This is a genomic window from Arthrobacter sp. MYb23, from assembly GCF_002979775.1.
Taxonomy (GTDB): Bacteria; Actinomycetota; Actinomycetes; order Actinomycetales; family Micrococcaceae; genus Arthrobacter.
This window is the reverse complement of sequence record NZ_PCPR01000002.1, coordinates 105,072-128,029: the sequence shown is the minus strand read 5'-3', so window position 1 is coordinate 128,029 and position 22,958 is coordinate 105,072. Positions and strand designations below refer to the sequence as shown.

The following is a 22,958-nucleotide window of genomic DNA, read 5'->3' as shown; positions in this document are numbered from 1 at the left end:
CAGCGGCCGTCAGTGGCTGTTGCGGTAGCCGGTGGGGGAGTTCCCGAAAGCCGCGCGGAAGATGCGGCTGAAGTGTGCGGCATCGGTGAACCCCCACCGCGCCGCGATGGCCGTCACGGGTCGGTCGCCCAGCACAGGATCCCTGAGGTCCCGCCGGCACCGTTCGAGTCGCCGTTGCCGGATGGAGGAGGCCACGGTTGTCCCGATTTCCTGGAAGAGGTCGTGCAGATGCCGCGTTGAGATGTAGTGGGCAGCGGCAATGGTTCCGGGGGAGAGTTCGGGATCACCGAGGTTTGCCTCGATGTAGTCGTGGATGCGCCCCAGCAGCAGCAGATGCGGATCCCGGCCCGTCTCGATCAGCTGATCGAGTTCTCCGTTGAAAAGTGTGGTGACCAGGTCCAACGCGTTGTGGACCAAGCGGAGCCCATTGGCGCCGGAAAGGGCCTCCAGGTTGTCCGCCAGTTTCACCAGGAAGGGGCTGATGAGTTCGCCCAGGCCCTCATCGCCCGGAATCCGCAAGGCGGTGACATGTCCCATGGCTTCGGCGGGCAAGTCCAGCAGGACGTGCGGGAACATGAGCACCAAAGTGCGGAAGTCGTCGTCGAACGTTAGTTGATACGGGCGGGAGGTGTCGTAGATGGAGAGATCACCGGGGCGCAGCACGGCCTCGCGATCGTCCTGAACCAGGCGGCCTGATCCTGCGAGCTGGATGCTGAGTTTGAAGAAGCGCCCGGTGGACTTGGCAATCAGCTCCGGTGTGCGCAGGACAGTGTGCGGTCCGGCGGCAATCTCCACCACGGAAATCTGCCCCAGCACGCGCGCACGCATGATGCCGTGGAAGGTTGAGCCTTGAAAAGATGAACTCTTGGGACCCGTTGCCACAAGGGGCACGAAGGAGCTGGAGATTGCTTTGCTCCACTCCTGGAACGACTCCGCCACGATGGTTTCCACGGTTGCGGGGCCCGTATCGGCCGCGACGGTCATCAAACTCCCTTTCAATGGCCCGCGGCGCCGCTGCCACTGGGGCGGGAATGCCGGTTGTGCGGACGTGAGCTTGCCCACGATTCTACACCGGGGGTCGCGTGCGTCCGTGCTTGCGTGCAGCGACAAACACCCTGCCGTGTGAGACAAGTCACGCAAGGGCCCTGCGGTGGAAGATTGCGGAATGACAGACACCGTGCCGCGCAATCTCCCGCGGCACCGAGGCAGGAGCACACTATGAGCGTGGACAACCCCGTCAAGGGCAGGGCCGCCGGAGCCGTAGGCACCAAAAGGCGGCTCGGCGTACCGGCAGTAACCTTCATGATTATCGCGGCCTCGGCGCCGCTGACCGTGCTCGCGGGCGGCGTTACCACCACCTTCGCGGTCACCGGTGTCACCGGCGTGCCGCTATCTTTTCTGATCCTGGGTGCAATTCTGGCCCTTTTCGCCGTGGGTTACGCCGCGATGAGCCGGTACGTCACCAACGCAGGGGCGTTCTACGCATACATCGCACAGGGCATCTCACGGCCGGCAGGCGTGGGAGCATCACTCATTGCCCTCATGGCCTACAACCTGATGCAGGTGGGGATCTACGGTTTGTTCGGCTTCACCGTCTCCTCACTGCTGTCAGCGCGGCTTGGCGTGAGCGTTCCGTGGTGGATTCCCGTGCTGGTGTGCATCGCAATCGTCGGGTGGCTGGGGGTGAACAGGGTGGACCTGTCCGCCAAGGTGCTGGGCGTTCTGGTTGCCCTCGAGTTCCTGGTGGTCATTGTGTACGACGTCATCAGCCTTGCTGTGGCTCCCGAAGGCGTTACCGCAGCAACGTTCAGCCCCGAAAGCCTGTTCGTTCCAGGTATCGGAGCAGTTCTCTCCTTCGGCATCGCCGCCTTCATGGGCTTCGAATCCGCCGCCATTTATGGTGAAGAGTCCAAGGACCCCAAGCGCACCGTAGCCCGGGCCACCTTCGCTGCCGTAGCCATCATCGCTGTCTTCTACGCCGTCTCTGCGTGGGCCATGACCGTAGGAGCGGGACCGTCCGCCGTGATCGAGGCGGCCACCACCAACGGCCCGGACATGATCTTCGCCTTCCTGGGCACTCACGGCGGCGTACTCCTCAGCGACATCGCCCAGATCCTCTTTGTCACCAGCCTCTTCGCCGCGCTCGTCAGCTTCCACAACGCAGTAGCCCGCTATTTCTTCTCCCTCGGCCGCGAGCGCGTCCTGCCGTCAGCACTGGCCAAGGTGCGGACCGAAAGCGGTGCGCCCTTCGCCGGTTCGCTGGCGCAGACGGTGATTGCCGTCGTCGTAACTGTCGCCTTCGCCATTGCTGGCTCCGGTTCTGAACTAGGCGAGCTGTACCCCGTCCTGACCATGTTCACCTGGCTGACCAACAGCGGTGCAATCGGCCTCGTGTTGCTGATGACTGTTGTCTCCGTGGCAGTGATCGGCTTCTTCCGCCGCGAAAAACATGGCGCGAGCCTGTGGGTCAGGGTGATCGCACCCGCCCTTGGATTCGTGCTCCTGGCTGTGGTCTTTGTGCTCATCATGACCAACTTCAATGTCCTGCTGGGACAGACTGAGTCGACGGCTGTCACGTTTGTCCTGCCCATGCTGGTCCTGTTGCCCGGAGTGGTGGGTGTCATCTGGGGTTTGCGTCTGCGGCGCTCGCAGCCGGCACTGTACGCCCGGATCGGCCATGGGGCGGACGACTGATAACCATCTCAACCTGAGGGAAGCCCCGGCGAGCATTCCGCTCGCCGGGGCTTCCTTGTCTTCTTTCCTTGAAGTTCTTCTGTCGGGGCTACATCCCTGTGGCCGGGTCGAGTTCCGCGCTGTGCCGGCTGATGCTGATCAGGCGGCCGTGGGCACCGAAAGTGAAGTGCACGGGTTCCGTGCCTGCCTCGTCCCACCCGAAGAGGCTGCCGTGGGACCTGATGGCGCGCGGATCGCGGTGGTCGGCGATGGTGACTGAACCGCACGGTATGACTTTCTCGCGCCAGGTGAACACGAAAATTCCTGGGCGGATCTGAAATACGGTGTTGGAGTCCGTGTCCGCCAATCCACGCTCCGGGCCTGCGAGGCATTGCCAGGTGTACCAGGTGGGGCTGAGGTAGATGTGCTCGTAGGCGTGGGATTCGCTGTAGACCCATTCAACGCGGCGGCCAATGAGTGCGTTGCTTCCTGAAATTGCCGCCCCCGTGCTGAGGTGACCATCGAGCGTCCCTGGGCGGAAATCGTGCTGGACGGCGACGCTGGAGGCCGTTGCCCTGCCGAGTGCTGCGCCAATGTAGAGCGCCCTGCCGTGCAGCAGGTCCAGGACAAGGGAAACGGCGAGTTCGTGGTCCTGCTGGCTTTGCCACTGGGCGTAGTACAGGTCCTCGGCCACCAGGAAGGCCTCATAAGGGGCGGTTCCTGAATGACCGGCCGCAGCCCATTGGACTTCTTCGTCGTCGAAGCTGAACGTCATGGGGCCGCCGTCATTGCGGAGGGAGAACTGTTTTCCTGCCAGATCCTGCACGGTGGCGGCTCTGTTGGCGTCGAAGCCGGGGGCCAGGCCGTCCAGCGGCAGCCAGTTGGAGGTGTCGAGGAGATTCAGGCTCATGGGTTCCTTCTCGGGGCTCGAAAGAAGGACTGGACGGGGTGTCCGGTCCTCCCTTCGAGTATTCGCTTCACGGCGGCCATCGTCTTGTGCTGTGGGGCACGTCACTTGACCTGGAAGGAAGGGTTCAGGCCAGTTGGCTTTCGATGCGGGCAGCACTGGCAGCGAGCGCTTTACCCACGGCGTCGGCGTCCTGATCCAAACGGATGTAGACGACGGCGATCGCTGCCGGCCGCCCGCCCGGGACCCTGATGGGGGCGGCGATGGAGGACAGGCCGGCGATGACTTCGTCGTGGCTGGTGGCGTAGCCGAGGCGGCGGGCCTCGTGGGCTTCGGCGCGGTAGGGGTTCGGAGCTCCTACTTGCTGCCAGCGCTCTTCGGTCATGGTTGATTGGATGGCGATCCCGGGGGCGCCGGTGGCGATGGGGTGGCGGTTGCCGGGATGCTGGGCAAGGGCGGCGCCGGAGTGCCGCGGTTCAACGGTGACAAGGTTGACGCATTCCTGGTGGTCCCACACGGCGACGAAGGCGGTCATGTGCAGCGTGTTGGCAAGTTGGGTGAGTTCGGGCAGGGCCGCCGTTTGCAGGCTTCTTGAAACGCCGCGGGCCAGGACCGAGAGTCCCGGGCCGGGTTGAACGCGGCCGGAGTCGTCACGCACCAGCAGCGAATGGTCTTCGAGTGTCCGCAGGATTCGATAGGCAACGGAGCGGTGAACCCCCAGGGCCTCGGTGAGTTCGGCGATGCTGAGGGGCCGCTCGGCGGCCGCGAGAATCTCCAGCGCGCGGATTCCGCGAGAGAGGGTTTGCGACGGCGGGGCCTGGGTTGGAGCTTCAGGTGGGCCCTTGACGTCGCTGCGGGGATTCATGCGAACCATTCTATGGTGGCCCGTACCTCAGGGGTCTGTGCTTTGGCTCACAGATTGTAGTATTCTTTCCTAACTGACCGTTCTGTCGGTTAATGCAAGTCACGTGCCGACCAGTCACTCTCACCCCATGGAGTTCCAATGACCGCAACTTCCACTGTCGACTCTCCGTCAGGACCCAGCAGCAAGCGCGAGGAGCGCAGGGTACTGGCCGGGACGTTGGTGGGCACCACCATTGAGTGGTACGACTTCTTCATCTTCGCCCAGCTGACGGCTACGCTCTTGGCCCCCTTGTTCCTGTCTCCGTTGGAAAAGTCCAACCCGGGAGTGGCCCAGCTTCTGTCCTTCGCCACGATCGGCATCAGCTTCCTGTTCAGGCCACTCGGAGCCTTCGTGGCCGGACACCTCGGAGACAGGATGGGCCGTAAGGCTGTGCTTGTCATGACATTGGTCATGATGGGTGCTGCCACTGCACTGATCGGCCTGCTGCCCACCTACGCAACCATCGGCGTTTGGGCGCCTGTCCTGCTGATCACCCTGCGCGTGGTCCAAGGGTTCTCCGCCGGTGGCGAGTGGGGCGGTGCTGCGCTCATGGCTGTGGAGCATGCGCCGCTCAAAAAGCGCGGGCTCTTCGGCGCCTACCCGCAGATCGGTGTTCCCATCGGCATGATCCTGGCCACCGGGCTACTGTTCCTGCTGCAGTCGGGAATGTCCAAGGAAGATTTCGCATCATGGGGCTGGCGAGTGCCGTTCCTGTTGTCGGTGGTCCTCATTGTGGTGGGATACCTTATCCGTCGTGCCGTTGGTGAGAGCCCGGTCTTCAAGGAAATCGCCCAGCGCAAGGCTGAGAGCAAGGCGCCCCTCGGTGATCTCTTCCGCAAGAACAAGAAGGAAGTTGTCCTTGCTGCGATGATCTTCATCGCCAACAACGCTGCAGGCTACCTGCTGATTGCCTTCTTCATCTCCTACGCCACACGTACGCTGAAGATGCCCACCCCGCAGGTCCTGCTCGCCACCACCGTCGCCTCATTCGGTTGGCTGATCTTCACCATGGTGGGTGGATGGTTGTCGGACAAGATTGGTCGAGTGAAGACCTTCCTGATCGGCTACGGTCTCGTCTTTGCGTGGATGATTCCCATGTTCGTGCTGATCGATTCCAAGGACATCGTGCTATACGGCACGGCATTGTTCGTCCTCACCATCGGGTTGGGTTTGTCGTACGGTCCCATGTCCGCCATGTACGCCGAGATGTTCCCCGCACAGGTCCGCTATTCCGGCATCTCCATCGGGTACGCCCTGGGTGCCATCCTCGGCGGCGCCTTCGCTCCGCTCATCGCCCAGGCTCTTCTGGACACCACCAAGTGGTCCGGCTCTGTGGGCATCTACATCATGGTTCTCTGCGTGATCTCCGCAATTGGCGTGATTCTAGCCAAGGAAACCCGTGGCCGTCCGCTGGGATACAGCGTTCACCACTAAGGTTCACCACTAAAGAGGGCAAACAAAAGACGGGTGCGGTCCTTCAGGACCTCGCCCGTCTTTGTTGTGGAAACGACGAGTGTTTACTTGTGACGGCGCTACTTGCGTCCGCCAGCGCCGGCACCTTCGAGCTGGCGTACGACGTCGGTGTCGGTCAACTGCTCGAAGCGTTCGTAGAAAGCGCCAACAGCATGGAACTTGCCCGGCGTGTGCAGGACCATCACGAAGTCACAGACCCGGGCCAGGGACGTTGAGGCCTCCAGCGATGCCACCGGCACAGCAGCGACCACAGTGGCGGCACCGCCGGACCGGACCGCCTCTACTGCTGCCCGCATGGTGGCACCCGTGGCCAGTCCATCGTCAGCCAGCACCACTGTCTTTCCGCGAAGATCGTGCTCGATGCCAGGGTAACTTTTGGCGCGGCGGGTCAGTTCGGCACGTTCATGGGCTTCCACGGCATCCAAAGCGGACTGTGAGATTCCGTGGGCGAGAATGAGTTCCTTCAGGGGCCTGTTGACCATTCGGAGGACGTCGCCCTGCGACCACGCCAGAGCCCCGAAAGCGGTCTCGTCACGGCCGGGGATTCCCAGTTTTCGGACCAGTACGGCTCCGAACGGCAGGTATAACTCTGCAGCTGCTGCGGCGGCCACCGGGACTCCGCCACGTGCCAGGCCCAAGACTATGGTGTCAGGCCGTTCCCTGAGCTGGGGGAGTCCTTCAGCCAGGCGTCGACCGGCTTCCGCACGGTCCTTGAAACGCATGCCCATCTGCTCCACTTCCACGTAATTCGTTGCATGTCCAAGCCTACCGTCCACATCTTGCCCGGTGACGCCCCCGCTGAAAGCATGGCCTTGTGAACAAGCCCATCGGATATTGGATCAAGAGGCTCGACGCCGCCTTGGATCTCCAGCTGGAGGCCACCCTGGCGCGGATCAAGCTCACCCGGCGCCAGTGGCACACCTTGGGCGCCCTTTCGGAGGGCGCCATGCTCCCCGAACAGCTGGAGGACATCCTCCAGCCGCTGTGGGGTGGCGATACCCGGATGCGTGAGCGGGAACTTGCTGCCTTGGTTGGGCGCGGCCTGATCACCATGATCGACCATAGGCTGGCACTGAGCGATCGGGGACGGGAAACATACCACCAGGCCCAACGGCTGGTTGAAGACGCGCGCCAGGACTTGTCCATGGGTATAGGCATTGATGAGTACGCCATGGCACTGAGTGTGCTGGAGCGCATGAGCCTTAACGCTGAGCGGCTGGCCCGCTGAGAACTACACCCCGAGGAATTGAACGGCAGCTTCCTTGAAGGCCCGGCTTGTTATCACGTTGGTGTGGGTCCGCCCCGGGATCACCAGGGTCTCCACCATCCCGCCACGTTTGCCGGCAATGGAGGCCAGTTCCGGCATGGTGGCTGCCCGTTCGTCCTTCTCGCCGGCTACGAGCAACAAGGGGGTCTGAGGGGCAGCCTCGGCGGGATCGAAAGGTTCGCCCTTGATGGCCTCGATGAGTGACAACATGGCGAACAGGTTGTTGCTGGGGAGCATTTGGGCCATCTTCAGCAGCCCGGCCGTGGACGCGTCCTCAATGGGTGTGCCGTCGGCCAGGTGCCGCTGGGCAGCGGCGAGGTCGAAAGCGGCCAGCGGATCCGCCGAGCTTGGTCCGCCCAGGACGATGCGGTGCACCAGATCTGGCTGCGTGGCGCCAAATTCCCACGCCAGCCGCGAACCCAAAGAGTAGCCGATGACGTCCAGCCCGGTGGACGGGTCGCCGTCGCGCAGAGGGCGGGCTCCGGCGTCGGTGGCAATTTGGAGCAGGTCGGCACGGATGCGGCTGGGCGTATACGAGTCCAGGTCCTCGGGGGAATGGCTCCGGCCATGGCCGGGCAGGTCAACGGTGATCACACGGCGGCCTGCGTCCTGCAAGGTGGTGATCCAGCCGCTGTCCACCCAGTTCAGTTTGGTCGATGAAGAGAAGCCATGAATCAGCAGGACAGGGCGCAGGCCGGCGTCGGTGGCCGGCTCATGGACTTCCACGAACAGCCCGGGGTCAGTGCCCTCTACTGTGTGCCTGTGCTGTTCCATGGTGTGCCTGCCGGTCATCATGTCAGTCCTCATCGAGTACGGCGCTCAGGCGGACCCGGCGCTTGGGTGCTTCGTCCTTCGGAACAGTGCCCACGATCCCGGCGGTGTCGTCCGGAACCTCGAACACTATCAGCGGTTCGCCAACGTTGATCGTGTCGCCGGGCGCACCGTGAATACGCACCACTTTACCTGCCTGCGGGCTGGGCAACTCGAGGGCCGACTTGGTGGTTTCGAGCTCCACAATCGCTTGGTTGCGTTCCACCTGCTGACCGGGCTCCACCAGCCACTCCAGCACGGTTGCCTCAATAAGGCCTTCGCCCAGATCGGGGAGAGGGAAGGAAATTTCAGCCACGGCGGTACTCCAGTACGCGTTGGATCCCAAAGAGGATGCGGTCAATGTTGGGGATGTATTCGTCCTCCAGGTCACCAGAGGGATAAGGCACGTCGAAGCCGGTGACACGCTCCACCGGCGCCTTCAGGGTTGCGAAACAGCTCTGCGTAATGAGTTGGGCCACTTCGGCGCCCAGGCCGGAGGTCAGCGGCGCTTCATGGACGACGACGGCGCGCCGCGTCTTCCCCACGGAGGTTGCCAACGCTTCAGCATCAATCGGCTTCAGCCAGCGCAGGTCCAATACCTCGACGTCGATGCCGTCTTCGGCTGCCAGTTCAGCAACCTGCAGGCATCGGGCAACCATGGCACCCCACGCCACGAGGGTGAGGTGCCGGCCTTCCCTGGCCACACGGGCGCCGGTGAGGCTGCCGCCGTTGGATGGGTCGCCGTCGTGCGTTGTTGTGCTTGGAAGGGCGTTGGTGAGATCCACCGGTCCTTTTTGCCAGTAACGGGACTTCGGTTCCATGAAAATCACCGGGTCCGGGCGGGTGGCGGCGTATTTCAGCAGATGGTAGGCATCGTGCGGGGTGGAGGGTGAGACCACTTTGAGTCCCGGGACGTGGGCGAAGAGCGACTCCAGGCTCTCCCCGTGGTGCTCGGGTGCACGGATGCCGCCGAAGCTGGGGACACGCAAGGTGATGGGCATGGGCAGCGTGCCGCGGCTGCGGTAATTCATCCGGGCGATCTGGCAGACGATCTGATTGATGGCCGGGTAGGCAAAACCGTCGAACTGGACCTCGGGGATGGGGTGGAAGCCGGCCATGGCCAGGCCCACGGACATGCCGAGGATGCCGGACTCGGCAAGCGGGGTGTCAAAGACACGGTCCTCACCATGTTTCGCCTGGAGTCCGTCGGTGATGCGGAAGACCCCACCCAGCCGGCCGCAGTCTTCGCCGAAGATGACAGTTTTAGGGTTTTCGGCCAGGATCTCGTCCAGTGCGCGGTTGAGTGCTTGCTGCATGGACATCTGGCGAACGCCGGCGGCGGCAGTCTCAATACCCGGCGCGGCAGTAATGGTCTCAGACATGTTCGGACTCCTCGCGCCACGAGGTGGCCTGGGATTGAAGAGCGGGCGTTGGTTCCTGGAAGACCATGCTGAACATTTCAGCTCCGGGCCGGGGACCCAACTCTGCTATGCCCTCACGGACGGCTTCTTCCTCCGCTTCCGCCAAGCGCTGTGCCTCAGCGAAGAAGGCCTCGTCGGCCACGCCTTCGGTGAGGAGCCGCTGTTTGAAACGCTCCAGCGGATCATCACCCGCGTCAAGGCGTTCTTCGTCCAGCGTGCGGTAGCGGCCGGGATCGTCGGCAGTGGAGTGCGGACCACGGCGGTAGGTCATTGCCTCGATCACCACAGGTCCGTTGCCCGCGCGGCAGTGGGCGAAAGCAGAGCGGGTGGCTTCGAAGACAGCTACCACGTCATTGCCGTCCACCTGCAGGGAAGGAATTCCGTAGCCTGCGGCGCGCGCCGCGACGGAGCCACCGGCTACCTGGCGTTCTGTGGGGACCGAGATGGCCCAACCGTTGTTCTGGATGAAAAAGACCACCGGGGCTTTCATGACGGCGGCGAAATTCATGGCTTCGTGGACGTCGCCCTGGGAGGAAGCGCCGTCGCCGAAGTAGGTCATTGCTACGCCAATTTCTCCCGCTGCATGGCCGGCCAGGGTTTGTCCGTGGGCCCAGCCGACAGCGTGCAGGACCGAACCTGCCACTACTGCCTGGATGGGGGCAAACCTGGATTCCAAGGGGTTGTACATGCCGCCGTGCCAGGTGGCTTTGTGGGTGGACATGTATCCCACCATGTCCAAGCCCATGGCCCGGGCTACGCCCATTTCACGGTAGGTGGGGAAGACGAAGTCGCGGGTCCTGTCCACGGCGTAGCCGCTGCCTACCTGGGCGGCCTCTTGGCCAAGCTCCGGCGCGTATCCCGGAATGATGCCTTGGCGCTGCCAGGCGACCGCTGAGGTGTCCAAGTGCCGGACGGCTGCCATCAGGGTGTATAGCTCACGAAGTTGATGGTGGGTGAGCGGGGCCGCGTCATCATCGACGGCGGCCAGCATGGATTTGGTAGTCATGGCTGTGACCCTAGTCACTGGGTTGCGGTGTGCGCAATCAGCTCAATTCAAACGGAACACTTTGTACAATTTGGCCACAAACAAAAACCCTGCACAGTACAAACTGTGCAGGGCTTTTGGTTGGTGATGAACAGACGGTTACTCGACGCCGGCGGAATGCTTGGTAGCTTTTGCCTTGGCATTGATGAAGCAGCCGGCAGCGATGAGGAGGATGAGAATGAAAGTTCCGATCAGCTGTCCGGCGCTTTCGGGGTTGGCGAAGCCCACCACCAGGATGAGGCCAAGCAGAACCAGGCCGAGGATGGTGAGGAAGGGGAATCCCTTCATTCGAAGCGGCAGTTCGGTGCCCTCCCTGTCTGCCCTGCGGCGAAGGATGAACTGGGACACCAGTGCCGTGCCCCAGACCACCAGGCAGGTGGAGCCTACGAGGTTCAACAGTGCCGGCAGGATTTTCTCCGGGAACAGCAATTCAAGGACTGTGGCAATAAAGCCGAAGGCAACCGAAATTCCGACGGCGGCCACGGGAACCTTCGAGGCACTCAATCGGGAAAGGAAGCGGGGCGCTTCGCCGCGCTCGGAGAGAGAGAAAATCATGCGGGAGGCGCCGTACAGGTTGGCGTTGAGGGCGGACAGCAGGGCGACCACGGCTACCAGCGTGATGGCGGCACCGGCACCCGGGATACCCGCGAGGTCCAGGACGCCGGCGAACGGAGACTTCAGTCCCTCGGAGCCCACGGGGAGAACTGCTGCGATGACGAAGACCGAGCCGATGTAGAAGACCAGGATGCGCCAAACCACCGTGCGGATGGCCTTGCCAACGCTGTGCGCGGGGTTCTCGGTTTCGGCGGCAGCAACGCTGACGATCTCTGTTCCACCGAAGGCGAAGATCACGACGAACAGCGCGGCGGCGATGCCACCGATGCCGTTGGGAGCAAAATCGCCAAACGCTGAGAAGCCGGGCGAGGGGACACTCGGCAGCCAGCCGAAGAGCAGGGCTGCGCCAATGAGCAGGAAGATCACGATTGCAGCGACCTTGAGGATGGCGAACCAAAACTCAAACTCGCCGAAGTTCCGCACGCCCACCAGGTTGATACCGGTGAACACCACCATGAACACCAGTGCCAGGACCCACACGGGGATGACCGGCCAGATGGAAAACAGCAGCCCGGCCGCTCCAATGGCTTCGGCGGCAATGACCACCACCAGCTGCAACCACCACAGCCAGCCGATGGTTCCGCCGGCAGTCTTGCCCATGGCTTTTTCTGCGTACACGGAGAAAGCGCCGCTGTTCGGGTTGGCGGCTGCCATCTCGCCAAGGGCCCACATGACCAGGATGATCAGCGTGCCGGCGACGAGGTAGGAAATGAGCGCTGCCGGACCGGCTGCTTGAACGCCCGCCCCCGAGCCGAGGAAGAGACCGGCGCCGATCGCGCTGCCGAGCCCCATCATGGTGAGCTGGCGCGGCTTGAGTGAATGGCCGAGGCCGGAAGTTGGGGCAGGAGCCGCGATGGACTTCGTTGTCATACGTGTCTACCTTCTATGGATTACATGCTGGTTTGGCGTGTGGGCCTCATGGGCGTTGCACGCGGGCGTCGACGACGCAGCAAGAGCCGTGGAATAATTCTCGCAGATTGTAAGATACATCACTTTTTGCTGTGGCGATGTGATGGGTAAGGATCCCCGGGGACAGGAACTTTGATGCTGGTCGATGCGCTTGATGCAAAAATTGTACGTTTCTTCACTGATTCACCGCGATCCTCGGTGCTGGAGGCCTCCCGCGTGCTCAGGGTGGCCAGGGCCACTGTGCAGTCCAGGATCGACAGAATGATTGAAAACGGGGTTATCGGTTCGTGGGTTCCCCAACCTGATCCCGCCAATTTCGGCTTTCCGGTGGTGGCGTTCTGCTCCGTCACCATCACCCAGGAAATTGGCCATGACGCCATCATCGAAAGCCTGAGTGCCATCCCGGAAATTATCGAGGTCCACACAGTCACGGGAAATTCGGATTTGATGGTGAGGATTGCAGCACGGTCCAACCCGGATATGCAGCGTGTCCTGGATGCCATGATCGCCACCAAGTCGGTGGTCCGGTGCTCATCAGTCATAGTTCTGAACAGCCACATCCAGGGCCGCACGCTGCCGCTGATGGAAGCTGCTGCGAAGCCAGTGTGACGTAAAGCATTTTGCCAAGTGCTTGGTGAGTCGTACCATTAGTTCTAGTCAATATGACTTTAACTAACGCCCCCACTCGTGGGAAGCGTTTCGGACGGCGATGAAGCGAGGTGAACGCCGTGAACACCAACTCTGCCAATGTGGCCGAGCGGCGGCTCGCACCGCCGTCGTTGGCTATTTCAACGGTGATTTTCGCGCTCCGCCCCAGCGAGACGTCCGGGCGACCCACACTGTGGCTGCCGCTGGTCCGCCGCATTCGGGAGCCCTTCAAGGACATGTGGGCGCTTCCCGGGGGACCCTTGGCCCATGACGAATCGCTCCAGGATGCGGCCTCACGGAACCTCCGCGACACCACCGGCCTGGCGCCCCACTACCTCGAGCAGCTCTACGCTTTCGGTGGCCTCCACAGGTCACCCACCCAGCGGGTCGTCTCCATCGTGTATTGGGCCCTGGTCCAACCCACCGAGGCTGCCCTCGCTGACGAATCCGAGAATGTGCGCTGGTTCCGGGCGGACAGGCTCGGCGAACTGGCCTTCGACCACAACGCAATCGTGGACTACGCCCTCTGGCGGCTCCGCAACAAGATGGCCTACGGGTCCATCGCTTACCACCTGCTGGGCGAATTCTTCACCCTCGCCCAAGTCCGCGAAGTCTACGAGGCCGTGCTGGATCGCCAGCTCGATCCCGCCAACTTCCGCAGGCACGTCAAGGCAACACCGGAAATCGAAGAAACCGGTGAATACCTACAAGGCGGAAAACACCGCCCCCCACGCCTCTACCGCTTCACCGGCACGCCCGGCCTCGGGCCAGATAACAGGAGTACACCATGAGCAGCGTCAACACTGCGGTCCAGCTGATCACTCGCGAAGAAGCCGAGAAGGGCCTCTCCCGCGCCGGGTCCACGTGCAGCCCGGCCCTGGCCAGGGGCCCCTGGGAATACGACCTTGCCGAATCCCTCGCCGGGGAGCCCGCCTACGGCCCGGGTGCCTCCAGCGACGACGTCGCTCCCCAAGCCACGCCGCGCCAGGGCCAGCTGCCCGAAGAGTACAAAAAAGCCTCCGACGCCGAACTGGACACCCGCATCCGGGCGGCCAAAGCGACACTGGGGGACCGCGCCGTCATTCTGGGCCACTTCTACCAGCGCGATGAAGTCATCCAATACGCGGACTTCGTGGGCGACTCCTTCCAGCTCGCCAATGCTGCCCTGACCAAGCCCGACGCCGAAGCGATCATCTTCTGCGGCGTGCACTTCATGGCTGAGACAGCGGACATCCTCTCCACGCCGGAGCAGGCCGTCATCCTGCCGAACCTTGCCGCGGGATGCTCCATGGCGGACATGGCAGATGAAGACTCCGTGGAGGAATGCTGGGAGCAGCTCGAAGAGATCTTCGGCACGGAACCGGACGCCTCCGGACGGGCACCTGTCATCCCCGTCACCTACATGAACTCTTCTGCAGCACTGAAGGCGTTCTGTGGACGGAACGGCGGGATCGTCTGCACCTCCTCGAATGCCAAAGTGGTGCTGGAATGGGCCTTCGAGCGCGGGCAGCGGGTCCTGTTCTTCCCCGATCAGCACCTGGGCCGCAACACCGCCAAGGCACTGGGCGTCCCGCTCGAGCAGATGCCCATGTGGAACCCGCGCAAGGAACTCGGCGGCAACGACGAACAAACACTGCAGGACTCCCGCGTCATCCTCTGGCACGGCTTCTGCTCGGTCCACAAGCGCTTCAACGTCGGCCAGATCGAGAAAGCCCGGCAAGACTTCCCGGGCGTCAACGTGATCGTCCACCCCGAATGCCCCATGGAAGTAGTGGACGCCGCAGACTCCGCAGGATCCACCGACTTCATCAAGAAGGCCATCGCCGCCGCCACCGAACCCACCACATTCGCCATCGGCACCGAGATCAACATGGTGAACCGGCTCGCTGCCGAGAACCCGCAGCACACCATCTTCTGCCTCGATCCCGTCATTTGCCCGTGCTCCACCATGTACCGCATCCACCCCGGCTACCTCGCCTGGGTCCTGGAGGAACTCGTGGAAGGACGCATCGTCAACCGCATCACCGTTGACGAATCCGTGCAGGACAACGCCAAGATTGCGCTGGAACGCATGCTGGCAGCCAAGCCTGCCTAAGCAACCGGCACCACCAAGCAAAATCACTGTCCGGGCCCAAGACACCCGACTAGCCGAATCGAGCCCCACATGACTACAGAGAGCCTTACTGGCGGGCCTGCACCCCAGCGGCTGGTCGTCGTCGGAAGCGGCATCGCAGGACTGTACTCAGCCCTGCTGGCCGCCGAAGCCGGCGCGGAAGTGGTGCTCTTGACCAAAGGCGCACTCGCGGACAGCAACACCTACTACGCCCAAGGCGGGATCTCCGCTGTGTTGGACGATCCCGCCCCCGGCGATACTGTGGCAGCCCACATCGCGGACACGCTCAAGGCCGGGGCCGGCCACTGCAATGAAGAAGCGGTACGGGTGTTGTGCACCGAGGCGCGTCTGGACATCGCAGGGCTGGGGCGTTTCGGCGTCCGCTTCGACCTCGACGTCGACGGCGATCCCGCACTGGGTCTAGAAGCCGCCCACTCAGCTCCCCGCATCCTGCACGCCGGCGGCGACGCTACCGGAGCCGGTGTCGCGGCCGCACTGATCAGGACCGTTCTGGACTTCCAAGCCGCAGGGAAGATCCAAGTGATCGGACACGCCCAAGTAACATCGCTCTCCCTCGGCGGAGAACGAGGTGGCCGCGTGGTGGGAGCCAACTTCCTTCACGACGGGCGCCACCTCGGCGTCCACGGTGACTCCGTCCTGCTCGCCACCGGGGGAGCCGGACAACTCTTCGCGCAGACCACCAATCCCACCGTGGCAACAGCAGATGGCTTGGCGCTCGCATGGCGGGTTGGTGCCGCCGTCGCAGACCTTGAGTTCTTCCAATTCCACCCCACCTGCATGGTGCTTCCCACGGAAGCCCGCGAAGCCGAGGGCAACAATGACCCCCTGCTCATCTCCGAAGCAGTGCGGGGCGAAGGCGCCATCCTGGTAGATGCCACCGGTCACCGCTTCATGCCCGACTACCACCCCGATGCCGAACTCGCACCCAGGGACGTGGTCTCCCGCACCATCGCCCTGCACCTGGCAAAACTCGGGGACCCTAACGGCCACGTATTCCTCGACGCCACCGTGATCGAAGAACAGCGGGGCCAGGGCTTCCTTGCCAAGCGCTTCCCCACCCTCAGCAAACGCACCCGCCAAGCCGGAGTCGACTGGAGAACAGAGCTCGTCCCCGTGGCACCCGCCGCCCACTACTGGATGGGCGGCGTGGTGACCGACCTCCACGGGCGCACCTCTGTTCCCGGGCTCCTGGCTGCCGGCGAAGTGGCGTGTACCGGGGTGCAAGGTGCCAACCGCTTGGCGAGCAACTCCCTCCTCGAAGGCCTCGTGTTCGGCAGGCGTGCCGTTGAGGGTTTCCTTGGCTTGTGCGGCGGGTCGCCAGACGCAGTCCCTCTGCGTGCTAACTCGGCCGCGGGCGGCCTCGCTTTTACGCACGCTGCCGGGACCCCGCCAGTCGACCAGAGCGAACGCACCACTCACGCGACAACGGCGCTGTCGGGACCTCTGGAACTACCGGTAGTTGACTTCAGCCCGGTGCCGTCCAATGGGGACTTGTTCGCGCCATCGCTCGCCCGGGGGCACGACGTTGTCCCAAAGCCGGTTTCCTGGGAGTTTGAGTCTTTGCCGGGGCCGGGGGCTCGGGAGGTTTCTTTTGCGGAGGCGGGGGTGTTTTCGCGGGGGGCTTTGCGGCGGTTGATGACTGCCAAGGCCGGTGTGTTGCGTGATGGCGTCCTGATTCGTGAGGCCGGGGTGGCTCTGGCTGCGTGGGCTGAGGACGTTCTGCCCTTGAATGTTCCTGATTCCCTGGATGTTCGGGTGCATGAGGACTCCAACCTTCTGTTGGCGGCGCAGTTGCTGGTACATGCGGCCCGGGAACGGCGGGAGTCATTGGGGGCGCATTACCGCAGTGACAGCATGAAAGAGCCGGCTGTCGTTGAAGATTTTGACAAGCGTTACACCATGAGCCGGAAAGTGAGCCTCGTCCATGACTAACCTGACCCTCCCCGCAGCACCCGTCCGGGAGATTTTGGAACGGGCGTTCGCGGAGGATGCGCCCAGCGGCGACATCACCTCGCAACTGTTGATCCCCGCAGACGCCCGTGCAACTGCGGTGCTGAACGCGCGCGTACCCGGTGTCTTCAGCGGCGGTACCGTGTTCCGAGATGCCATGAAGCTCGTGGACCCAGGCACCGAGGTTGAGTTGTTGCTCGCCGACGGTGAAGCGTTCGACGCCGGAACCCGCCTCGCCCGGGTCAGCGGCAGTGCCCGCTCCGTGCTGCTTGCCGAAAGGGTGGGCCTGAACCTGGTGCAACGGATGAGTGCAATCGCCACCAAGACCGCAGAGTTTGTGGGTCTGGTCGAAGGCACCCGTGCGCGCATCACCGACACCCGCAAAACCACGCCCGGCCTCCGTGTTCTGGAACGCTACGCGGTTCGCTGCGGTGGGGGAGCGAACCACCGCTACAGCCTCTCCGACGCCGTCCTGGCCAAGGACAACCACCTGGCCGTCATGACCGGGGGCGACTCCAGCAAGCTGACCGAGCTGCTGATTGCCGCCAAAGCCCAGCTTGGCCACACGACGCACTTCGAAGTTGAAGTGGACCGGGCCGAGCAGATCGAACCAGTCCTGGCGGCAGGCGTGGACACCATCATGCTGGATAACTTCTCCATGGACGAGCTCCGGGCCGGGGTCAAGCAGGTGGACGGCCGAGCCATCGTGGAAGCCAGTGGCAATGTGAACATCAACACCGTCACCGAGATTGCTTCGGCGGGTGTGGACGTCATCTCCATAGGAGGCCTGACCCACAGCGTGAGCGCCCTCGACCTCGGGCTCGACGTCATTCTTGAGACAGCCTGAGCATTCCGTGATCTTCCTCGACGCCGCCGCCACCACTCCGGTACGCCGTGAGGCCCTCGAAGCCATGTGGCCGTACCTGAGTGGCGAGTTCGGCAACCCCTCCAGCCACCACAGCCTGGGCGAAACGGCAGCGGCTGCGCTTGCGGAAGCCCGTTCCGGCGTAGCGAAGGTCCTGAAGTGCCGTGCCGGCGAGGTGACGTTCACCTCCGGCGGCACAGAAGCGGACAACCTGGCTGTCAAAGGCATTGCGCTGGCCCGGCTGGCCTCGGATCCGTCGCTGAACCGGGTAGTTATCAGCGCGATTGAGCATCCGGCAGTGGAGGAATCAGCCCGCTACCTGGAGCGGGTGCATGGATTCGCCGTGGATGTGCTCCCGGTGGATGGGGAGGGCTTGGTCTCCCTTGATGGTTTGCGGGCGGTGATAGGCCCCCAAACCGCTTTGGTGAGCATCATGTACGCGAACAACGAGGTCGGAACTGTCCAGCCCATTGCAGCCTTGGCGGCAGTGGCCCGGGAATACGGAGTGCCGTTCCACACGGATGCGGTGCAAGCCGCTGGATGGTTGCCGCTGGACGTCAAGGCGCTGGGTGTGGACGCCCTGAGTATTTCCGGACACAAGCTTGGTGCGCCCAAGGGATCAGGGGTTCTTTTCACCAAAGGCCGTCTTCGGGTGGAGCCCCTGGTGCACGGTGGCGGCCAGGAGAGGGCAAAGCGCTCGGGCACTGAGAACGTGGCCGGGGCTGTGGCGTTGTCCACGGCGCTCACGCTCTCAGACGCTGAACAGCCCCATCAAGCAGCCCGTGTTTCGGATCTCAGGGATCAGTTCATCCAGCGCATCCTCGCCACCGTACCTGACGCAATGCTCACCGGACACCGCGTCCATCGCCTGCCCTCGGTGGCGTCTTTCTGCTTCCCCGGAACCAGCGGCGAGTCTGTACTGCTTGAACTGGAGCGGCTCGGCGTGGTGTGTTCCAGTGGCTCGGCCTGCGCGGCCGGATCCGACGCACCTTCGCCGGTGCTGGTGGCCCTGGGCATTGCCCCTGAAACGGCCCAGACGGCGGTACGTTTCAGCTTCACGTCAACTGTCACCGAAGCCGAACTGGAGCAGGCAGCCGCCGCTGTGGAAACCGCCGTCGGACGCGTCCGGAGCCTGGCTGCCCCGCAACAACGGGACTAACTACCCACTACACGTGGCGTGCGCGCCGGAAAATCCAATGGCGTAGCAGGGTAAACCGGACGGCTGTGGCCACGAAGCCGGACAGTGTGGTGGTCCACAACTCCTCGGTGACCGTGGCTTCCGGCCGCAGGAGATGCAACACGCCCAAGCTCCCGCCGGTAATGATCAGCGCAATGGCGATGACGAGGACCCCGCTCAAATGGTCCTGGGTACGCTTCTTCTTGCCCGTGATTTTGAACGTGAGCCTTCGGTTCAAGGCCGTGTTCATCAACGACGTCACAATGAGGGCAACTGCATTGGCCAGCTGGGGGTCGATCCAAGGACGCAGCACAGCGTAAATCGCGAGCGAACTCGCCGTGCAGACTATTCCAACGCCCGTGAAGCGGATCAATTGCCGCACCACCGGGTACTTCAGGACGCCGCGGTGCCGTTTGCGCTGTGGCCGCGGGGGCTTTTGTGAGGGAGAAGGGCGCAGCTCAGTGGCCTCCGCAGCTATCTCCATGGTGTTAAGCCTGACACATCATGCGGGCTGCTGCTCCCAGGAAGCGCCGGTGACGGGGTTGTGAAGTTCGCCGATCCCCTCCACGCGGCACACCACGGTGTCTCCTGGTTGGATTCGTGCGCACTCTGCGGGAAACCCTGTGAGCACAAGGTCGCCGGGCTGGAGCGTCATGAAAGAGCTCAGGTAGACCATGATCTCGTCCACTTTCCAGCCGAGGTCCGCTGAACTGGCTGTCCTGAGGGCCCTGCCGTTGTGGACTATGCCGATCTCAAGGTTCGAATCGTCCAGGTCCGTGACCATCCAGGGGCCCGCGGGAGTGAAGGTGTCCTGGCTTTTGGCGCTGATCCACAACTCGTCGCTTTTCTGGAGGTCGCGGGCGGAGACGTCGTTGCCGATGGTGTATCCGAGGATTGCCGACCTCGCCGTTTCCAGGGTCAAGCCGCGGGCGGCCCGGCCGACGACGACCGTCAGTTCAGCTTCCGGGTCCACGTAGCCCACGGTGGTGCTCAGCTGAATAGCATCGCCCGGGCCGATCACGCTGGACGCTGCTTTGTGGAAGGCCTGTGGCGGCAGGTCCCGGCCAGGCTGCCCGGTGTTGTGCGCCATGCCGAAGACGTTCACAGGTACCGACGGCGCAAGGAAAGTAAAAGTGTCCTGGCTGACCACCGCCCCGAGCTCCCAACCCTCCCTGGCGGGGCTGTTGGCATTGGCCCTCGACGCCGGGAAGGGGGACTCCACCACGGTCCACCGTTTCCCTTCCACTGAGTCGAAAACCGGTGAGTCGTTGGCCACAAAGAAATGCTCGTCAGGAGACTGGCGGGCCGGGGTTTGGCCAGCGGGAGAGGCGGCTGCGACGGGCCGGACACGGGCGATGCGATGGGAAAGAGACGAAGTCATGATGACATCCTACGTCCTCCCTTGCCGATGGTCTGTGGTGTGATGCCCGCTCTACGCCCCGCGACACCTCCTTGGCACGCAGTGCGGGCCTCACAACGCCATCAGCTGAGAGGCGCGGATCCGAAGGCGACGCTGAAGCGGTCACACCACAGCACCACGGATGTCAGCCCGGAGATGTCCGTCCCAGCCGGGAGGGGGTAGTTGTGATTGCCGTGCGTGGCTTTGACAGCCCCGAGGTCCAAGTATCGGCCAGACCGGTACTTGAACCAGTCGCCACCGGCTTCCAGGCTGCTCAACCAGACTTTGACGTCCGGGCCGTCACTGCTGGCCAGATCCTCGAGCCGCAGCAGATGGCTGCCATCAGGGAGTTTCACCAACCGGGCAGTTCCAGTGGTCTCATGCTCCTGGGATTGGAAGGCGCCCGAGCTGAGAACCACCGGTGCCGCGGGAGCTGCTGGTGGGGGAGTTGCTGCTGCGGAAGGCGGCGTTGTGGGCGTTGCGGGAGCCGGCGTTGCGGGAGCCGGTGCGCTCGCGGAACCGGGCGCGGCCGGCAGGGCTTCGTAAACGCTGCTGCTGGTAAAGATGCGCCACGGCTGGAACAGGGCGGCCCCCACAACCACCACGGAAAGGACCACCACCCCCGCAACTGCAGCAAGGGTCTTATGGGTCCGGATCACGCCACGCAGTTGGTTCACACTACGCAGCCTGTTGACGCTCCGCGGTTTATTCATGATCCAAGGCTAGGCTTCGCAGCAGGCTCACGGGGGTTCCATTGCTTACAGGATGGTGACGCCTTCGTTTGCCCCCCCGTGGAGACGGAACCACTGTGGAGTGAGAACCACCGTGGAGGCAGAACCACCGTGGAGGCAGAACACAGGGCCGGGGCTTAGAATCCGTTCCATGCGTCTGGCGATCATCGGGTTGGTCCTCCTTGTGGCTGGTGGGATCACCGTGGCCACGGGTGTCCTGCCCTGGCAGGAAGTGGCGGTCCTCGTGGACCGGGTGGCACCCATCCTGGGCTTTGTCGTTGCCATGACAGTGGTGACTGAGCTCGTCAGTGAAGCCGGCGCTTTCCAGTGGATTGCCCGGCACGTACGCGGTTGGGGGCGTGGCCGCAGCGTCCTGCTGTGGTTGCTTTTGGCCCTGTTTGCCACGTTGAGCACTATCTTCCTGTCGCTGGATACGACGGCGGTTCTCCTCACCCCGGTGGTGGTCACGGTCGCCCGCCAAGCGGGCCTCCCCGTCCTGCCGTTCGCCTTGACCACTGTCTGGCTGGCCAATACGGCCAGCTTGTTGCTTCCTATCTCCAACCTGACCAACCTCTTGGCTCAACACAATCTTGGCGGCATCAGTCCCGCACAGTTTGCTCAGTTGATGTGGGCGCCGTCGTTGGCCGCCATCCTGGTGCCTTTGGCATTCATAGCCATTGTCTTCCGGCGCGAACTGCGCAAGACCTACGCCCTCGATTCCGCCCGTCCGGCTCAAGCAGCCTCATCCACGGCAGCAGCTGACAAGGTGCTGCTGGCGGTCAGCGCGGTTGTCCTGGTGTTGCTTATCCCGGCACTCGTATCCGGCGCGGCAATTTGGATTCCTGCCACCGCGGCAGCCGTGATCCTGGCGGCCGCATTCGCCATCCGACGCCCCAAGGTACTCAAGGTGACACTGATTCCGTGGTCTCTGTTGCTGTTCACCTGTGGTCTTTTTCTGGTGGTTGAGGCAACCCAATACCTTGGTGCTTCACTTCTGCTTGGACAGGTGGCCGGTGAAGGAAACGGGTTTGTTGAACTGCTGAGGTTGGCCATGACGGGCGCACTCGGCTCCAACGTCGTCAACAACCTGCCGGCCTACCTCCTGGCCGAGCCGCTGGCCGGAAGCCCGGAGCGAATGGCAGCACTGTTGGTAGGAGTGAACGCCGGACCGTTGATTACGCCGTGGGCCTCACTGGCCACCCTGTTGTGGCATGACAGGTTGGTGCGGATGAACGTGCTGATCACGTGGAAGGGATACGCAGTCTTTGGCCTGATAGTGGCTCCGCTGACAATAGCGGCGGCCATCGGAGCCCTCGTGGCTTTTGGCCCCGGTGGGGTGTTTGGTTAGCCCAGGTAGAGTTCGCCCACGGGAACCTCGGCAGTCAGACGGTTGGCTGGTCCGGCCAGCGGGCACGCCCAAGCTTCGTTGTAGGCGCAGGACGGGTTGTAGGCAAAGTTGAAGTCCAGGACGAACTCTTGTTCGGCACCGGCCCCTCGCGTGCCGTGAAATGAGCCCTTGACCGTGTCCAGCAGATACCGGCCTGCTCCGTAGCTTCCGCCGTCCTTACCGGCGGTGGCGTCCCGGAAAGGCACAAAGATGCCGCCGCCGTAACTCCGTAGCCGCCATGCAGCCAACGAACCCAGCCCGGGCAACTCAAAGGTGCCGATCCTGGTGAAGGGCACCACGCCGTCAGTCCCCGTTTCGACGTTCATCTCCTGCCCGCTTCCTTCGGGCGACAACGCGGCGTACCTCCGGAAGGAGGGATCGTAATCAGCAGTTCGAAGCCCGGAAAATGAGGCCTTCATGTCGGCGGTCAGCGCTGAAGCGGGATGCGTGGCGAACATCAGGTCCCGTTCCTGCCGCCAGAACACATGGGCGTCGAACGGGTTGGTGGCTGCGAGTTGACGCACCTTGTCGTAGAGAGCGAACGTCCGCAAGCGCCAGTCGGCAATATCAACCGCTGGCATGGTGGGGATGTCGTCCTCGAAATAGTCCTGCTGATCGGGAGCCATACCCTCAGCCTAGTCCT

23 protein-coding genes are annotated in these 22,958 nt (G+C 63.3%); 10 read left to right on the top strand and 13 right to left on the bottom strand.

Annotated features, from left to right (window positions below; translation table 11 throughout):
- Nucleotides 1-9: 9 nt before the first annotated feature.
- Nucleotides 10-984, bottom strand: a complete 975-nt coding sequence (locus CQ020_RS02990; RefSeq protein WP_105690495.1) for a helix-turn-helix domain-containing protein — start codon at nucleotides 982-984, stop codon at nucleotides 10-12.
- A 234-nt stretch (nucleotides 985-1,218) separates the two neighbouring features.
- Here CQ020_RS02990 and CQ020_RS02985 point away from each other — a divergent pair, with 234 nt between their 5' ends.
- Nucleotides 1,219-2,694, top strand: a complete 1,476-nt coding sequence (locus CQ020_RS02985) for an APC family permease (RefSeq protein ID WP_105690494.1) — start codon at nucleotides 1,219-1,221, stop codon at nucleotides 2,692-2,694.
- Nucleotides 2,695-2,782: 88 nt separating this feature from the next.
- On the opposite strand, the gene CQ020_RS02980 is transcribed toward CQ020_RS02985, so the two are convergent.
- Complete coding sequence (locus CQ020_RS02980; protein ID WP_181151735.1) at nucleotides 2,783-3,583, bottom strand: MoaF C-terminal domain-containing protein; 801 nt, start codon at nucleotides 3,581-3,583, stop codon at nucleotides 2,783-2,785.
- Between the two features lie 124 nt (nucleotides 3,584-3,707).
- Nucleotides 3,708-4,454 (bottom strand): IclR family transcriptional regulator, encoded by a 747-nt coding sequence (locus CQ020_RS02975; RefSeq protein ID WP_105690493.1) that lies wholly within the window; start codon nucleotides 4,452-4,454, stop codon nucleotides 3,708-3,710.
- Between the two features lie 129 nt (nucleotides 4,455-4,583).
- On the opposite strand from CQ020_RS02975, the gene CQ020_RS02970 reads away from it, so the two are divergent.
- A complete protein-coding gene (locus CQ020_RS02970) occupies nucleotides 4,584-5,918 on the top strand; it encodes an MFS transporter (protein ID WP_024817231.1) in 1,335 nt (444 codons plus the stop codon).
- Nucleotides 5,919-6,016: 98 nt separating this feature from the next.
- Here CQ020_RS02970 and CQ020_RS02965 read toward each other — a convergent pair whose 3' ends face one another.
- Nucleotides 6,017-6,685 carry a phosphoribosyltransferase gene (locus CQ020_RS02965; RefSeq protein ID WP_258141711.1) on the bottom strand — a complete coding sequence of 223 codons (669 nt, stop codon included), beginning with the start codon at nucleotides 6,683-6,685 and terminating at the stop codon, nucleotides 6,017-6,019.
- A gap of 86 nt (nucleotides 6,686-6,771) precedes the next feature.
- Between CQ020_RS02965 and CQ020_RS02960 the strand changes: the two genes are divergently transcribed.
- Nucleotides 6,772-7,185: a MarR family transcriptional regulator gene (locus CQ020_RS02960; protein WP_105690491.1), complete on the top strand. Its 414-nt coding sequence runs from the start codon at nucleotides 6,772-6,774 to the stop codon at nucleotides 7,183-7,185.
- 3 nt (nucleotides 7,186-7,188) lie between these two features.
- On the opposite strand, the gene CQ020_RS02955 is transcribed toward CQ020_RS02960, so the two are convergent.
- The 5 genes from CQ020_RS02955 to CQ020_RS02935 form a co-directional block, all read right to left on the bottom strand.
- A complete protein-coding gene (locus tag CQ020_RS02955) occupies nucleotides 7,189-8,019 on the bottom strand; it encodes an alpha/beta fold hydrolase (RefSeq protein ID WP_105690490.1) in 831 nt (276 codons plus the stop codon).
- Between the two features lies 1 nt (nucleotide 8,020).
- Complete coding sequence (locus CQ020_RS02950) at nucleotides 8,021-8,350, bottom strand: biotin/lipoyl-containing protein (protein WP_105690489.1); 330 nt, start codon at nucleotides 8,348-8,350, stop codon at nucleotides 8,021-8,023.
- The gene (locus CQ020_RS02945; protein WP_105690488.1) at nucleotides 8,343-9,416 is read right to left on the bottom strand and encodes an alpha-ketoacid dehydrogenase subunit beta; all 1,074 of its coding nucleotides are present in this window, start codon (nucleotides 9,414-9,416) and stop codon (nucleotides 8,343-8,345) included. Before CQ020_RS02945 ends, CQ020_RS02950 begins: the two co-directional genes overlap by 8 nt.
- Nucleotides 9,409-10,461 carry a thiamine pyrophosphate-dependent enzyme gene (locus CQ020_RS02940; protein WP_374955174.1) on the bottom strand — a complete coding sequence of 351 codons (1,053 nt, stop codon included), beginning with the start codon at nucleotides 10,459-10,461 and terminating at the stop codon, nucleotides 9,409-9,411. Before CQ020_RS02940 ends, CQ020_RS02945 begins: the two co-directional genes overlap by 8 nt.
- A 138-nt stretch (nucleotides 10,462-10,599) precedes the next feature.
- Nucleotides 10,600-11,985, bottom strand: a complete 1,386-nt coding sequence (locus CQ020_RS02935; RefSeq protein ID WP_105690487.1) for an amino acid permease — start codon at nucleotides 11,983-11,985, stop codon at nucleotides 10,600-10,602.
- 174 nt (nucleotides 11,986-12,159) lie between these two features.
- On the opposite strand from CQ020_RS02935, the gene CQ020_RS02930 reads away from it, so the two are divergent.
- The 6 genes from CQ020_RS02930 (at nucleotide 12,160) to CQ020_RS02905 (ending at nucleotide 18,780) form a co-directional block, all read left to right on the top strand.
- Nucleotides 12,160-12,633 (top strand): Lrp/AsnC family transcriptional regulator, encoded by a 474-nt coding sequence (locus tag CQ020_RS02930; protein WP_014922130.1) that lies wholly within the window; start codon nucleotides 12,160-12,162, stop codon nucleotides 12,631-12,633.
- A 110-nt stretch (nucleotides 12,634-12,743) separates the two neighbouring features.
- Nucleotides 12,744-13,463, top strand: a complete 720-nt coding sequence (locus CQ020_RS02925) for an NUDIX domain-containing protein (protein ID WP_043456735.1) — start codon at nucleotides 12,744-12,746, stop codon at nucleotides 13,461-13,463.
- Nucleotides 13,460-14,767, top strand: a complete 1,308-nt coding sequence (gene nadA, locus CQ020_RS02920) for a quinolinate synthase NadA (protein ID WP_105690486.1) — start codon at nucleotides 13,460-13,462, stop codon at nucleotides 14,765-14,767. The genes CQ020_RS02925 and nadA overlap by 4 nt, the downstream gene beginning before the upstream one ends.
- 69 nt (nucleotides 14,768-14,836) lie before the next feature.
- Entirely contained in the window at nucleotides 14,837-16,738 is a 1,902-nt protein-coding gene (locus CQ020_RS02915) for an L-aspartate oxidase (protein ID WP_105690485.1), read from the top strand.
- The gene (gene nadC / locus CQ020_RS02910; RefSeq protein ID WP_105690484.1) at nucleotides 16,731-17,603 is read left to right on the top strand and encodes a carboxylating nicotinate-nucleotide diphosphorylase; all 873 of its coding nucleotides are present in this window, start codon (nucleotides 16,731-16,733) and stop codon (nucleotides 17,601-17,603) included. Before CQ020_RS02915 ends, nadC begins: the two co-directional genes overlap by 8 nt.
- A gap of 7 nt (nucleotides 17,604-17,610) precedes the next feature.
- On the top strand, nucleotides 17,611-18,780 hold the full coding sequence (locus CQ020_RS02905) for a cysteine desulfurase family protein (protein ID WP_105690483.1): 1,170 nt from the start codon (nucleotides 17,611-17,613) through the stop codon (nucleotides 18,778-18,780).
- 7 nt (nucleotides 18,781-18,787) lie between these two features.
- Here CQ020_RS02905 and CQ020_RS02900 read toward each other — a convergent pair whose 3' ends face one another.
- The 3 genes from CQ020_RS02900 to CQ020_RS02890 form a co-directional block, all read right to left on the bottom strand.
- The gene (locus CQ020_RS02900) at nucleotides 18,788-19,282 is read right to left on the bottom strand and encodes a GtrA family protein (protein WP_105690482.1); all 495 of its coding nucleotides are present in this window, start codon (nucleotides 19,280-19,282) and stop codon (nucleotides 18,788-18,790) included.
- 18 nt (nucleotides 19,283-19,300) lie between these two features.
- Complete coding sequence (locus tag CQ020_RS02895; protein WP_105690481.1) at nucleotides 19,301-20,179, bottom strand: fumarylacetoacetate hydrolase family protein; 879 nt, start codon at nucleotides 20,177-20,179, stop codon at nucleotides 19,301-19,303.
- Between the two features lie 101 nt (nucleotides 20,180-20,280).
- On the bottom strand, nucleotides 20,281-20,910 hold the full coding sequence (locus CQ020_RS02890) for a DM13 domain-containing protein (protein ID WP_105690480.1): 630 nt from the start codon (nucleotides 20,908-20,910) through the stop codon (nucleotides 20,281-20,283).
- A gap of 169 nt (nucleotides 20,911-21,079) precedes the next feature.
- Here CQ020_RS02890 and CQ020_RS02885 point away from each other — a divergent pair, with 169 nt between their 5' ends.
- Nucleotides 21,080-22,276: an SLC13 family permease gene (locus CQ020_RS02885; protein WP_105690479.1), complete on the top strand. Its 1,197-nt coding sequence runs from the start codon at nucleotides 21,080-21,082 to the stop codon at nucleotides 22,274-22,276.
- Here CQ020_RS02885 and CQ020_RS02880 read toward each other — a convergent pair.
- Complete coding sequence (locus tag CQ020_RS02880; protein WP_105690478.1) at nucleotides 22,273-22,941, bottom strand: DUF1684 domain-containing protein; 669 nt, start codon at nucleotides 22,939-22,941, stop codon at nucleotides 22,273-22,275. The two genes, CQ020_RS02885 and CQ020_RS02880, sit on opposite strands and share 4 nt — an antisense overlap.
- Nucleotides 22,942-22,958: the final 17 nt, after the last annotated feature.

Excerpts from the sequence above, each read along its gene's own strand:
- CQ020_RS02965 (WP_258141711.1), bottom strand. The coding sequence starts at position 6,685 with ATGGGCATGCGTTTCAAGGACCGTGCGGAAGCCGGTCGACGCCTGGCT.
- CQ020_RS02930 (WP_014922130.1), top strand. The coding sequence starts at position 12,160 with ATGCTGGTCGATGCGCTTGATGCAAAAATTGTACGTTTCTTCACTGAT.
- CQ020_RS02955 (WP_105690490.1), bottom strand. The coding sequence starts at position 8,019 with ATGATGACCGGCAGGCACACCATGGAACAGCACAGGCACACAGTAGAG.
- CQ020_RS02915 (WP_105690485.1), top strand. The coding sequence starts at position 14,837 with ATGACTACAGAGAGCCTTACTGGCGGGCCTGCACCCCAGCGGCTGGTC.
- CQ020_RS02945 (WP_105690488.1), bottom strand. The coding sequence starts at position 9,416 with ATGTCTGAGACCATTACTGCCGCGCCGGGTATTGAGACTGCCGCCGCC.
- CQ020_RS02880 (WP_105690478.1), bottom strand. The coding sequence starts at position 22,941 with ATGGCTCCCGATCAGCAGGACTATTTCGAGGACGACATCCCCACCATG.
- nadA (WP_105690486.1), top strand. The coding sequence starts at position 13,460 with ATGAGCAGCGTCAACACTGCGGTCCAGCTGATCACTCGCGAAGAAGCC.
- CQ020_RS02985 (WP_105690494.1), top strand. The coding sequence starts at position 1,219 with ATGAGCGTGGACAACCCCGTCAAGGGCAGGGCCGCCGGAGCCGTAGGC.
- CQ020_RS02900 (WP_105690482.1), bottom strand. The coding sequence starts at position 19,282 with ATGGAGATAGCTGCGGAGGCCACTGAGCTGCGCCCTTCTCCCTCACAA.
- CQ020_RS02935 (WP_105690487.1), bottom strand. The coding sequence starts at position 11,985 with ATGACAACGAAGTCCATCGCGGCTCCTGCCCCAACTTCCGGCCTCGGC.
- CQ020_RS02895 (WP_105690481.1), bottom strand. The coding sequence starts at position 20,179 with ATGACTTCGTCTCTTTCCCATCGCATCGCCCGTGTCCGGCCCGTCGCA.
- CQ020_RS02990 (WP_105690495.1), bottom strand. The coding sequence starts at position 984 with ATGACCGTCGCGGCCGATACGGGCCCCGCAACCGTGGAAACCATCGTG.
- CQ020_RS02940 (WP_374955174.1), bottom strand. The coding sequence starts at position 10,461 with ATGACTACCAAATCCATGCTGGCCGCCGTCGATGATGACGCGGCCCCG.
- CQ020_RS02890 (WP_105690480.1), bottom strand. The coding sequence starts at position 20,910 with ATGAATAAACCGCGGAGCGTCAACAGGCTGCGTAGTGTGAACCAACTG.
- CQ020_RS02975 (WP_105690493.1), bottom strand. The coding sequence starts at position 4,454 with ATGGTTCGCATGAATCCCCGCAGCGACGTCAAGGGCCCACCTGAAGCT.
- CQ020_RS02980 (WP_181151735.1), bottom strand. The coding sequence starts at position 3,583 with ATGAGCCTGAATCTCCTCGACACCTCCAACTGGCTGCCGCTGGACGGC.
- CQ020_RS02885 (WP_105690479.1), top strand. The coding sequence starts at position 21,080 with ATGCGTCTGGCGATCATCGGGTTGGTCCTCCTTGTGGCTGGTGGGATC.
- CQ020_RS02970 (WP_024817231.1), top strand. The coding sequence starts at position 4,584 with ATGACCGCAACTTCCACTGTCGACTCTCCGTCAGGACCCAGCAGCAAG.
- nadC (WP_105690484.1), top strand. The coding sequence starts at position 16,731 with ATGACTAACCTGACCCTCCCCGCAGCACCCGTCCGGGAGATTTTGGAA.